This is a genomic window from Pseudarthrobacter sp. DSP2-3-2b1 (assembly GCF_049895945.1).
In the GTDB taxonomy this organism is placed as follows: domain Bacteria; phylum Actinomycetota; class Actinomycetes; order Actinomycetales; family Micrococcaceae; genus Arthrobacter.
The window spans coordinates 101,029-113,388 of sequence record NZ_JAFCTI010000003.1 but is presented as its reverse complement, the minus strand read 5'-3'; the positions used below and the strand labels follow the sequence as shown (position 1 = coordinate 113,388).

Annotated in this window: 8 protein-coding genes; 5 read left to right on the top strand and 3 right to left on the bottom strand. The window is 66.1% G+C overall.

Translation table 11 applies throughout. From position 1 onward, the window contains the following. Positions 1-10 precede the first annotated feature (10 nt). A complete protein-coding gene (locus ACP7AX_RS05600; protein WP_131681777.1) occupies positions 11-1,372 on the bottom strand; it encodes an MFS transporter in 1,362 nt (453 codons plus the stop codon). Positions 1,373-1,454: 82 nt separating this feature from the next. Further along, positions 1,455-2,393, bottom strand: coding sequence for a proteasome assembly chaperone family protein (locus ACP7AX_RS05595; protein WP_108598709.1), 939 nt, complete (start codon positions 2,391-2,393; stop codon positions 1,455-1,457). A gap of 261 nt (positions 2,394-2,654) precedes the next feature. Here ACP7AX_RS05595 and ACP7AX_RS05590 point away from each other — a divergent pair, with 261 nt between their 5' ends. From ACP7AX_RS05590 to ACP7AX_RS05570, 5 genes are all read left to right on the top strand, one after another. Beyond that, positions 2,655-4,172 (top strand): leucyl aminopeptidase, encoded by a 1,518-nt coding sequence (locus tag ACP7AX_RS05590; protein WP_426225691.1) that lies wholly within the window; start codon positions 2,655-2,657, stop codon positions 4,170-4,172. A gap of 194 nt (positions 4,173-4,366) precedes the next feature. Beyond that, a complete protein-coding gene (gene lpdA, locus ACP7AX_RS05585) occupies positions 4,367-5,749 on the top strand; it encodes a dihydrolipoyl dehydrogenase (protein ID WP_426225690.1) in 1,383 nt (460 codons plus the stop codon). A gap of 126 nt (positions 5,750-5,875) precedes the next feature. Continuing rightward, entirely contained in the window at positions 5,876-7,660 is a 1,785-nt protein-coding gene (gene sucB, locus ACP7AX_RS05580; RefSeq protein ID WP_426225689.1) for a 2-oxoglutarate dehydrogenase, E2 component, dihydrolipoamide succinyltransferase, read from the top strand. 163 nt (positions 7,661-7,823) lie between these two features. Beyond that, positions 7,824-8,174, top strand: coding sequence for a hypothetical protein (locus ACP7AX_RS05575; protein ID WP_426225688.1), 351 nt, complete (start codon positions 7,824-7,826; stop codon positions 8,172-8,174). Between the two features lie 176 nt (positions 8,175-8,350). After that, positions 8,351-8,779, top strand: coding sequence for an OsmC family peroxiredoxin (locus ACP7AX_RS05570; protein WP_131681782.1), 429 nt, complete (start codon positions 8,351-8,353; stop codon positions 8,777-8,779). Between the two features lie 67 nt (positions 8,780-8,846). Here the strand turns inward: ACP7AX_RS05570 and ACP7AX_RS05565 are convergent, their stop codons facing one another. After that, the gene (locus tag ACP7AX_RS05565; RefSeq protein ID WP_426225687.1) at positions 8,847-12,359 is read right to left on the bottom strand and encodes a S41 family peptidase; all 3,513 of its coding nucleotides are present in this window, start codon (positions 12,357-12,359) and stop codon (positions 8,847-8,849) included. Between the last annotated feature and the right edge of the window lies 1 nt (position 12,360).

Sequence of the window (12,360 nt, the reverse complement as noted above, 5' to 3'; positions counted from 1 at the left end):
AGTGCCAGCCTTAGTCCGTGCTGTCAGTGCTGTCAGTGCTGTCCCGGTGGCGCCGTTGGGCCAGGCTCGCGCGCCGCTGCTGCGCCATGGCCTGCAGGAGAGGTGCCACCACAACGCCCTGGGCCGCCATCTGGCGCCGGACCTTGCGGCGGCAGGCAAGCATCATGGCCGCACCGAAACCCAGGAGCAGGAACTGGACGCTGAGCGCAATCCGGAACGCGTCCAGGCCGTAGAGAACGCCCTGGGAATAACCGCTGGCCAGCAGGACGTCCAGGACGAGCCCGATCAGGAAGATGGCCACGAGTGCCGCGATGAAGCCGCCCACGTTCACGATTCCCGTGGCGGTGCCGATTCTGTGCGCCGGGTTGAAGGTCCGGGCGAAATCGAAGCCGATCATCGAGCCCGGGCCGCCGATTGCCAGGACCACCACCAGGCAGGCCAGCAGCCACAGCGGGGCGCGGCCGGGCGTCAGCAGCACCGCGGCCCAGGCAGCGGCGGTTGACCCGGCGATGAGCAACACCATGGTGGAGCGGCGAAGCGGGTGGCGGGAAACGAACCGGCCGAAAAAGGGGCCAACGGCCATCGCCGCGGCAACGTACAGCGACATCAGGCCGGCCACGGTTGGGGCGTCCAGGCCCTGGCCCGAGATCAGGAAGGGATAACCCCAGGTCATGGCGAACACCGTGCCGCTGAACTGGATCGTGAAGTGACTCCACATCCCCAGCCGGGTACCCGGCTGCCGCCAGGCCCGTGCGAGCGTCGCCCCAGTGGCTTTGAGCCCCTGCTGCGGGCGGGGGACGGCTGCTCCGGGCGGGTGGTCCTGGAGCAGCACCACCACCAGGACCACTGCAAGTCCGGACATGCCCGCGAGCATCAGGAAGCCGGGCGTCCAGCCGAAGGAGTGCAGCACAAAGGCAAAAGGGACCACGCTGATGAGCTGCCCCAGCTGCCCGGACATGCCGGTGAGCTGGGTGACCAAAGGTACCCGCGCCGGGGAGAACCACAGCGGAATCAGGCGGATAACGGAGATGAAGGTCATCGCGTCCCCGGCGCCTACCAGGACGCGCCCCGCCACTCCCCCGGGGATGCTGTCCGCGAAGGCCAGCTGCAGCTGCCCGAGGCCCATCAGGACCGCCCCGCCGGCGATCATCGCCCGCGAACCGAATCTGTCCACCAGGAGCCCAACGGGAATCTGCAATGCTGCGTAGACCAGCAGCTGAAGCACCGTAAAGAAGGAGATGGCCGAGGCGCCGGCGTGGAAGCGCTCGGTGGCCTCAAGTCCCACCACCCCGAACGATGTGCGCTGGGAGACGGCAACCAGATACGCGAAGATTCCGATGGTCCAGATGAGCCAGGCGCGGGGTGCAGTCACTCACTCATTATGCCCGGGGCACTGCGGGGAGACATTCCACGGGGCTCCCGGGCGGACGCCGCCGGCAGCCCCGTGGACAGGATTACGTGCCGGGGTTCTCCCTGGCCAGGTAAGCCTCGACAGCGGCCCCCAGCTCGTCACCGTTGGGCAATTCGTCGTTTTCGTCAGCCAGCAGTGACCGCCGGACGGTGCCCTCGGCCTTTTCGTCGTACCGCGCCTCCAGGCGGGCCACCACCTGCTGTACGTCCTCGGAAGCTTCGATCTGCTCGGCGATCTGCCGGCCCACTTCCCTGCCCGCTTCGCGCAGCCGGTCCGTAGGCAACATCAGCGACGTGGCCGCACCGAGGAACTCAAGTCCGGCTACGGCTGCTGTGGGGTACTCCGCCTCAGCGAGGTAGTGGGGCACGTGGATCACGTAACCGGCAACGTTCCGTCCGGCTTCCATGAGCCGCAGTTCCAGGATGTGTCCCACAGCGGCCGGGACTTCCACCGTGGGCTTCCAGACGGAAATTCCCTCGATCAGTTCCGGACGGTTGCCATGGACGGTCACACCCACAGGGCGCGTGTGCGGTACCGGCATGGGAATGGAATGGATCCAGGCAACAAGGTTCACGTCCAGCTTCTCGACGATGCCGACCACTGCGCGGGCAAAACGCTCCCACTGAAGGTCAGGCTCAAAGCCGGCCAGCAGGAGGAACGGGCTGCCGAGTCCGTCCGTGAGTTTGTACAGCGCAAGCTTCGGCTCCCGATAGTCCTGCAGGTGGTCTTCCACGAAGGATACGTGGGGCCTGCGGGAGCGGTAGTCGATGAGTTGGTCGGCGTCGAAAACTGCCACCGTCTCGGCGTTGAGGGTGTCCAGCAGCTCCGCGTTAATCTGTTTGACAACGTGGCCGGCGTCGGCGAAGCCGGTAAAGCCCATCACCAGGTTCAGCCCGCGGAGTGCCGGGCTGTGGAACAGTTCGATGTTGCTCGCATAGAGCGCATCGGGGTCCAGCAGGGAGCCGGAAATCCGTTCAAGCACGGCGTCTTCCTTTCGAGGGTTCGGGTGGATATCTTCTACAACACAGCCGGGCACCCGGGCATTCCGCGAAGCGCGGATGTGGCGCAGGTCTCCGGAAATACGGCGGCCGGGGCCCGCAACGGCTACGATCGACAATGGCCTTCCGGACGGGCTTTGCCGGCACCCCGGCCGGGTTCGGACCGGACGGCCGCCGAACTTCCCTGGCCGTGCGCCTGACATCCACCAGCGCGAGCAGCCTTTTCGAGAATTGAGGACTTACCCGTGGTCAAGAATGCTGAAATCAACCTTAGTACCCTCACCAAGGACCTGAGGGGGACCCCCAGCGACGCCGTGGTCATTGGCGTGGGTCAGGGCACTGACGGCCCGGTCCTGCTCAACAACCCGCTGACCGCGAAATCCGCCGGCGTCCTGGCCGGTTCGCTCAAAGCACTCGGCGTCACCGGCGCGGCGGACCAGATCGTCCGGCTCCCAGGCCTCCCGGAAACGGGCGCGGCTGTCCTTGTCCTTGCCGGTGTGGGAAAAGTCGCCGCTGACCGTGCACTGACCGCCGAGGCACTCAGGCGCACCGCCGGTTCCGCTGTCCGCCAGCTGGCAGGGCTGACCACCGTTGTTCTCGCGCTCCCGACGGCGGGAACCTCCGACGTCGCGGCCGTCGCCGAAGGTGCCGCTTTGGGCGCCTATTCCTTTACCGAATACCGGTCCTCTGCCGACGGGTTGAAGGACCCGGTCCGCAGCGCCGTGATCCATACGGCGGTTGCGGACAGCCAGGAACTGCGAACAGCCCTGACCCGGGCCGCTCTGATCGGCAAGGCCGTGAACGCCACCCGCTCCCTGGTCAACCAGCCGCCCAGCCACCTTTACCCGGAGTCATTTGCCGAGGCCGCGAAGGAACTGTCCAAGGGACTGCCTGTAAAGGTGACTGTTTGGGACGAGAAGCGCCTCGAAAAAGAAGGTTTCGGCGGCATCATGGGCGTGGGCAAGGGCTCCTCCCGGCAGCCGCGCCTGGTCAAGGTGGAGTACTCCCCCGCGAAGGCGGCTTCGAAGATCGCCCTTGTTGGCAAGGGCATCACGTTCGATACCGGCGGCATCTCCCTCAAGCCGGCACTGGGTATGGGCGACATGAAGAGCGACATGGCCGGAGCCGCCGTCGTCCTTAACACTGTGTTGGCCATCGCCGGACTTGGCCTGCCGGTCAAGGCCACAGCGTGGCTCTGCATTGCCGAAAACATGCCTGGCGGCGCTGCCTCACGGCCCGCCGACGTCCTGACCATGTTCGGCGGAAAGACCGTTGAAGTGCTGAACACTGATGCCGAAGGCCGATTGGTCATGGCTGACGGAATCGTCGCGGCGAGCCGGGAATACCCGGACGCAATCATCGACGTCGCCACGCTCACCGGCGCCCAGCTTATTGCCTTGGGCAACCGGACCGCCGGAGTGATGGGCTCGGACAGCGTCACAGGCCCCCTCAAGGCGGCCGCGGACCGTGCGGGCGAACTCGTGTGGCCGATGCCGCTGCCGGAGGAACTGCGTCCGAGCATTGACTCCCAGGTTGCGGACCTCGCCAACATCGGCGAACGGCACGGCGGCATGATGACCGCCGCTGTTTTCCTGCGCGAGTTCGTGGGCAAGGGTAAGGACGGGGAACAGATCCCTTGGGCCCACATCGACATCGCGGGCCCGTCCTTCAACAACGGGAGCCCCTACGGTTACACCCACAAACAAGGCACCGGCTGCACGGTCCGGACCCTGGTGGCCTACGTGGAAGACCTCCTGGGTTAAAGCCGCGTGACACTGGACACAAGCGCTCCACAAACGCAGTGGCAAGGTGGAGCATGGATAAGTGGTTCGCTAAGGTGAACAACGGTAGTCACAAATGCAAGAGAACCTGCCTGCTGGCATAATCACGGCAGTACAAGTTCCAAGACCAGATGATGCGTACTCTCGCGTCATCATTCACGCGAGGGAGCGTCTAAGTGGCCGATCAGGCAACTGCGCAAGAATTCGACATCCTGGTACTCGGTGGCGGCAGCGGCGGATACGCTGCCGCCCTGCGGGCCGTACAGCTCGGCCTCACCGTGGGCCTCGTGGAGAAGGGCAAGCTGGGCGGCACCTGCCTCCACAACGGCTGCATCCCCACCAAGGCTCTGCTCCACTCGGCAGAACTGGCCGATCACGCCCGTGACTCCGCCAAATACGGCGTGAACGTCACCCTGGACAGCATCGACATCACCGCTGTCAACGCCTACAAAGACGGCATCATCGCCGGCAAGTTTAAGGGCCTGCAGGGCCTGATCAAGTCCAAGGGCATCACCGTCATCGAAGGTGAGGGCAAGCTTCAGGGCACCGACACCGTCGTGGTGAACGGGACAGCCTACAAGGGCAAGAACATCGTCCTCGCCACGGGTTCCTACTCCCGCACCCTGCCGGGCCTGGAAATCGGCGGCAAGGTCATCACTTCCGACGAAGCGCTCACCATGGACTACATCCCCAAGAGCGCCATCATCCTCGGCGGCGGAGTCATCGGCGTCGAGTTCGCGTCCGTCTGGAAGTCCTTCGGTGTGGACGTCACCATTGTTGAGGGCCTGCCCTCACTCGTCCCCAACGAGGACGCTGCGATCATCAAGAACTTTGAGCGCGCGTTCAAGAAGCGCGGCATCAAGTTCTCCACCGGCGTCTTCTTCCAGGGAGTCGAACAGAACGACGACGGCGTCAAGGTCACCCTCGTCGACGGCAAGACCTTCGAAGCGGACCTCCTCCTCGTGGCCGTGGGCCGCGGACCGGTCACCGCCAACCTCGGCTACGAAGAAGCCGGCGTCACCATCGACCGCGGCTTCGTCATCACCAACGAGCGCCTGCACACCGGTGTCGGCAACGTCTACGCCGTGGGCGACATCGTCCCGGGCGTCCAGCTGGCCCACCGCGGCTACCAGCAGGGCATCTTTGTCGCCGAAGAGATCGCCGGCCTGAAGCCGGTCATCGTCGAGGACGTCAACATCCCCAAGGTCACCTACTCCGAACCCGAAATCGCCACCGTGGGCTACACCGAAAAGGGTGCCAAGGAGAAGTTTGGCGAGGACCAGGTGGAGATCCAGGAGTACAACCTCGCCGGCAACGGCAAGAGCTCAATCCTGGGCACCGGCGGTCTGGTCAAGCTGGTCCGCCAGAAGGACGGCCCCGTAGTAGGCGTCCACATGATCGGCTCCCGCATGGGTGAGCAGATCGGTGAAGCCCAGCTGATCGTGAACTGGGAAGCCTACCCGGAGGACGTGGCCCAGTTGCTGCACGCTCACCCGACCCAGAACGAGGCACTCGGCGAAGCACACCTGGCGTTGGCAGGCAAGGCCCTGCACGGCTGACCAGCCCCGCCCGCACCACAGCAAGACCCTGGGCTTAGTGCGCCCGGCCCGAATTGCCGGGTGCACTAAGCTCAAAACCAAGGCAGCAACCATCCGCACAAGATCAATAAGGAGAACGGGGACGACATGTCTGAATCCGTTAACTTGCCCGCCCTCGGTGAGAGTGTCACCGAAGGAACCGTCACCCGCTGGCTCAAGCAGGTAGGTGACCGGGTAGAGGTGGACGAGCCGCTGCTCGAGGTTTCCACCGACAAAGTAGACACCGAAATCCCCTCTCCGATAGCCGGCATCATCGAAGAAATCCTCGTTGCCGAGGACGAGACCGCCGAGGTAGGCGCTCCCCTGGTCCGCATTGGTGATGGCTCCGGCGGAGGCGCTGCCCCCGAGGCAGCCGCACCGGCCGAAGAAGCCGCCCCCGCCGAGGAAGCCCCAGCAGCGCCCGCTCAGGCAGCTCCGGCCGAAGCACCCGCAGAGCAGGCTCTCGCCGAAGAAGCCGCCCCCGCCCAGCAGGCCCCCGCAGCATCCGGTGGCGAAAGCCATGATGTCACTCTCCCCGCACTCGGCGAAAGCGTCACCGAAGGCACCGTGACCCGCTGGCTGAAGGCCATCGGCGACACCGTCGAGGTCGACGAGCCGCTGCTGGAAGTATCCACTGACAAAGTGGACACCGAGATCCCCTCCCCGGTTGCAGGAACGCTGCAGGAAATCCGTGTCAACGAGGACGAAACAGCAGAAGTAGGCGCTGTCCTCGCCGTCATCGGCTCCGGTACAGCTGCCCCCGCGGCAGCAGAACCGGCCGCTCCGGCTCCCGCAGCCGAAGCCAAGCCCGAAGCACCTGCACCGGCTGCAGCTCCGGCTCCCGAAGCCCCCAAAGCCGAAGCTCCCGCTCCCGAAGCACCCAAGGCTGAGGCAGCACCCGCTCCCGCAGCAGCCCCCGCCGCGGCACCGGCTCCGGCCGCGGAGTCCGCAGCCGGCGGCGAGTCCGGCTACGTCACGCCGCTGGTCCGCAAACTGGCCAACCAGCACGGTGTGGACGTCACTTCCCTCGCCGGCACCGGTGTGGGCGGCCGTATCCGCAAGCAGGACGTCATGGCTGCAGCTGAAGCCAAGGCAGCCCCGGCTGCATCGGCTCCCGCCGCATCGGCACCGGCAGCATCCACTGCCCCCGCCGGACCGGCTGCCTCCTCGCTGCGCGGCACCACGCAGAAGGCTCCCCGCATCCGCCAGGTCATCGCCCGCCGCATGCGCGAGTCCCTTGAGGTCTCCACCCAGCTCACGCAGGTGCACGAAGTGGACATGACCAAGGTGGCCAAGCTCCGCCTCAAGGCCAAGAACTCCTTCCAGGCCCAGAACGGCACCAAGCTCACGTTCCTCCCCTTCATCGCCAAGGCTGTTGCCGAGGCCCTGAAGCAGCACCCCAAGCTCAACGCTGCGTACGACGAAGGCAAGCAGGAGATCACGTACCACAACGCCGAGCACCTGGCGATTGCCGTGGACACTGACAAGGGCCTGCTGGTTCCGGTCATCACGGACGCCGGCAACCTGAACCTGGCCGGCCTGGCAGGCAAGATTGCCGACGTCGCAAGCCGTACCCGCGACGGCAAGATCGGCCCGGATGAACTGTCCGGCGGTACGTTCAGCATCACCAACATCGGATCGGTCGGCGCTCTGTTCGACACCCCGATCATCAACCAGCCGCAGGTGGGCATCCTCGGCACCGGAGCGATCGTCAAGCGCCCGGTCGTGGTGTCCGATGAGAACGGTGACGACTCGATCGCCATCCGCTCCATGATGTACCTGTCGCTCACGTACGATCACCGCCTGGTGGACGGCGCCGACGCAGGACGCTTCCTGCAGACCCTGAAGGCCCGCCTTGAAGAGGGCGCCTTCGAGGCCGACCTCGGGCTCTAACCTCCGAAGGTTGCTTTAGGCTCCAACGGCAACGGCGGTGCGGACATCGGTGGGAAACCACCGAAGGACCGTGCCGCCGTCGCCATTTTCTTGCCTTTCAGGCGGTGGCGAAGGCGGGCGGGTCCTACTACGATGCGTAGAAACTTCTGGCTAGACTGGGGCCATGGAAATTGTCTATAACATCGTGGTCTTCCTGCACATCGTCGGCGCCGCCATGATTGTGGGTATCTGGATCGGCCAGATGAAGAAACCCACCGTCCACCCGCGCCAGTTCGACGGCGCAATGCTGCAGCTCCTGACCGGCATCGCCCTGATGGGCCTGATCCCGGCGCTGGACATGGATGCGAACTACTTCAAACTGGGCATCAAGTTTGCGGTCGCCCTGGCCGTGGGCGTACTCGCCTTCATCGGGCGCCGCAAGTACAAGAACGGCGAGGACGTCAGCAAGGGGCTCGCCCATGGTGTCGGCGGGCTGGCGTTGGTCAACGTAGCCCTCGCCACGCTCTGGAACTGACCGGTCACTGAGCCACCAACGACGGCGCCGCTCCCCGCAGATGGGGAGCGGCGCCGTCGTCGTTTATCCACTGAGAGCGGACACCGTGTGCGTGGCCGCCGGGGAATCCCTAGGATGGGAACCGGCGGGGCCAGGCAGCGGCCGGCCCCGGTTCGAACCGACATCAAGGAGTGGACATGGCAGCAACACGCACAGCGCACACAGTATGGAACGGCGACCTCTTCACAGGCGCGGGACAGACCACGCTGGACAGCTCCGGCTTGGGAACATTCGACGTCACCTGGAAGGCACGCACCGAAGCGGCCGAGGGTAAGACCAGCCCCGAAGAACTCATTGCCGCAGCCCACGCCAGCTGCTTTTCGATGGCTTTCAGCAACATGCTCGCCCAGGCCGGCCACACGCCCGAAGAGGTGCGCACCAAAGCGGACGTGACGTTCGTTCCCGGCACCGGTATCACCGGCAGCCACCTGACCGTCGCAGCACGGATCCCGGGGATTTCCGAAGAGGACTTCCAGCGGATCGCCGGCGAGGCCAAGACCGGCTGCCCGGTCTCCGGAGCCCTTGCCAGCATTAACATCACCATGGAAGCCACGCTCGACGCCTAAGTGATAAAAAGTTGGCCCTGCCCCTTTCCGGTTCATCCGGAGGGGGCAGGGCCTTTCTTTGTTCGCGTCAGCGGACCTCGGGCGCCTTGGCACGCGCGGGAAGCGGTGCCGGCCGCAGGCTGCGGTAGCCTTCCCGTGCAGGCGGCGTGTCCGTGGGCAGCTCCTGGATCATTTCCTTGAGCGCGCCGATGCCGTATTCCAGCTGGGGGTCCCGGCCGGCGGCGTAGGCGTGCGGCGGGTAGGCCACCTCAATGTCAGGATCCACGCCGTAGTTCTCCACCGACCAGCCCACCCCGCCGCTGAACCAGTTCGCATACCGCGGCTGGGTCACGCCGGTGCCGTCGGCGAGGGAGAACCTGTTGTCGATCCCCACCACCCCACCCCAGGTGCGCGTCCCGATGACCGGCCCGATGCCGCGAAGCTTGGAAACCTGGGTGATGATGTCGCCGTCGGACCCGGCAAATTCGTCCGCGAGGATGATCACCGGACCCCGAGGGGCATGGTGCGGGTAGGTCCGGGGGCGTTCGCCGCGGGGCATGCTCCAGCCGGTGACCTTGCGGCCGATCAGTTCGGCCACGAGTTGCGACGTGTGGCCGCCGCGGTTGCGGCGGACGTCCACGATCAGGCCGTCGAGGGCGGTTTCGGTATCGAGGTCCCGGTGCAGCTGTGCCCAGCCGTTGGCCATCATGTCCGGGATGTGGAGGTAGCCGTACCGCCCTCCGGAGGCCTCCCGGACGGTCCGGCGGTTGGCGGCGACCCACTCCTGGTAGCGGAGGCGTTCCTCGTCCCTGACCGGGATGACGGCAATACGCCGCTGCTCCCCCGCTTTGGCCCCATGGCCGGGCCCGTTGCGGAGTGTGAGTTCCACCGCCCGGCCGGCGGCACCCACCAGCTGCATGGCCGGTGTCACGGTGGCGGACAGCGGCACGCCGTCAATGGCCAGCAACACGTCTCCCGCCAGGGCGCCGGCACCGGGCCGGGTGAGCGGGGAGGTGGCCAGCGGATCCGACGATTCGCCGGCCAGGACACGGCTGATCTCCCAGCCGGCCGGAGTCAGGGCGAGGTCGGCGCCAAGCCGTCCCTGGCCGTTGCTGCCATTTTCGGTCACGGCCGCCGGCTTAACGTAGGCATGGGACGTACCGAGTTCACCGTGGAGTTCCCAGAGCAGGTCCACCAGGTCATCGTGGGACCCCAGCCTGTCCACCAGCGGGCGGTACCTGTTGCGGATCGATTCCCAGTCCTGCCCTGCCATATCCTCGGTCCAGAAGAAGTCGCGCTGCAGGCGCCAGGCTTCGTCAAATGCCTGTCCCCAGACGCTGACGGGGTCCATCATCACCCGGATCCTGCCCAGATCAACCTTGACCAGCTGGCCGGAATCCTCGTCCGCCTTGGCAGAGGCCGGGACCACAGTGACCTGCTTGTCGTTGATCAGCACCACTTTTTTGCCGTCGCCGGAGAGCCGGTAGCTGTCCAATGCTTCCACCAGGGAGGCTGATTTCCGCCGTGCCAGGTCGAAACGGACAAGGCTCGGCCTCGCGTCCTTGTCGTCCTTGCTTGCCTTGCCATCGCCGGTTACGCCGGCAAGGGCCCAGTCCAGCCAAAGCAGTGAATCCTCAGTGGAGGTCAGGGAGGTGTAGTTGCCCTGCGGAACGGGGACGCTGATGACCCGGTGAGCCAGCCCCTCCGGATCCACCAGGACCGCGGGGATACCTGCTGGGGTGTCTGTGCCGGCCGTCCCCTCCGGGGTCACGGCCGGTTCCAGGTCAACGGTCGGACCAAAGGGCGACGGCGTTGCGGCGGCCAGTGCCACGAGGTAGGGCTTGATGGGGCTCGGGAAGGACAGGTCGAAGGAATGTCCGTCGTACACCGGGTCGAAGCTGCGGTTGGAGAGGAAGGCCAGGAATTTTCCGTCGGGGGTGAAGCTGGGTGACTCGTCGCGGAAACGGCCGTCGGTGACCTCCACGATGCCATCGGCGAAGCCCGTGACGCTGGCCAGCCGGAGCCTGCTGCGCGACCCGAACGAGGTGACGGGCTCGGACCAAGCCAGCCATTCTGAGTCGGGCGACCACGCCAACTCCTCGATCGCTCCCTCGCCGATAGTGGTGACCAGGGAAAGTTCACCGGATTTGGTGTCCGCAAGGTAGACGTCGCCGAAGGACGTGCCCAACGCGAGCCAGCGGCCGTCGGGGCTCGCTTCCATGGCGCTGGTGCGTGAGGGCTTCGGGAAGTCGATGCGTGATCCTGCTGCCTGAGTCTCGGTAGCGGCGGTGACCTGGGCCGCGTTGTCCGCGACGTCGGTTGGCGTTCCGTCAGCCTCTGAATCATCGGCCCGTGGACCGGCGGGGGCTGATACGACGACGTCGGCAGTCACGCCGCCGGCCGATGAAGCGGCGGGAACGGGCCTGGGAAGGTGGGATTCGCCGGTGTCCGGGGCGGTGTCCGCACCGATCACCGGTGCCTCCGGCGATGCAGCAACCGCGTGGCCAGGGATTTGCGCGGCGATTTCCCTGATGTGGATTGCTTCGGCACCGCCGTGATCGGCAATATAGGCGAGCCGGCCGCCGTCGAGCACCCTGGGGAGCCGGGCGCGGACACCCGGAGTGGCCTCCACGATGCGGGACGGACCGTCCTTGTGCCGGACCCAGTGCACTGTCCCGTGCGCTTCCACGGCACTGGCAGACCCGGTTGAGTCGGGCACAACCTCGCCCAGGTGTTTGGCGGTTTTCAGCAGGGCCGGGCGGCGCGACTGCGAGGCAGAGCCCAGCGAGATGTCCAGCCGGACGGCGTCGGAATCCAGGTCATGCAGGACCCAGAGCTCACCGGCGGACTCGAAAATGACCCGCTTGCCGTCGCTGGCAGCGTGCCTGACGTAGAAATCCTCGTGATCGGTGTGGCGCCGCAGGCCGGCCCCGCCGGGCAGGACGGAATAGAGGTTTCCGTAGCCCTCATGATCCGAGAGGAAGGCAATCCGCCCGTCCACCCACATGGGGTCCGTGAGGTTCCCGTCAAGGTGGGGAACCAGGCGCTCAAACTCCCCGTTGCCGTCAGAGTCGATCCAGAGCTTGCCGGCGGTGCCGCCGCGGTACCTCTTCCACCAGGCGGGTTCGCGGGACAGCACACTGGCCAGCACAACGGGACGCTCGTCCCCTACTTCGGGACCGAACGCGACCGACTCGACCGGGCCAAACGGGAGCTCCTCTGCCCAGCCGCCGTCCACCGGCAGGCGGTACGCATAGGTGTGCCGGCTTTCGGCCTGGCGGAAGGCGCTGGTCACCACTACCTCGCCGCGTGCGGTGAAGCCCTTGACCTTGGTGGTGGCGTGGCCGAAGTAGGTCAGCTGGCGGTAGCCCCCGCCGTCCACCTCGGCCGAAACCACCTCCGGCGACGTCCCCTGGACGACCGTCCAGACGAGCCGCTTTCCGTCAGGGGTGAAACGGGGGTTGCGGGCCGGCAGCTGCAGCGACGAAACGCGCCACGCCCGGCCACCGCTGAGCGGCGCAATCCAGACGTCGTCCTCAGCCACAAACGTGACCAGATCGCCGTGGACATGCGGAAACCGAAGGTAGCTCGAAGAAGTCATC

Excerpts from the sequence above, each read along its gene's own strand:
- ACP7AX_RS05565 (WP_426225687.1), bottom strand. The coding sequence starts at position 12,359 with ATGACTTCTTCGAGCTACCTTCGGTTTCCGCATGTCCACGGCGATCTG.
- ACP7AX_RS05575 (WP_426225688.1), top strand. The coding sequence starts at position 7,824 with ATGGAAATTGTCTATAACATCGTGGTCTTCCTGCACATCGTCGGCGCC.
- sucB (WP_426225689.1), top strand. The coding sequence starts at position 5,876 with ATGTCTGAATCCGTTAACTTGCCCGCCCTCGGTGAGAGTGTCACCGAA.
- ACP7AX_RS05570 (WP_131681782.1), top strand. The coding sequence starts at position 8,351 with ATGGCAGCAACACGCACAGCGCACACAGTATGGAACGGCGACCTCTTC.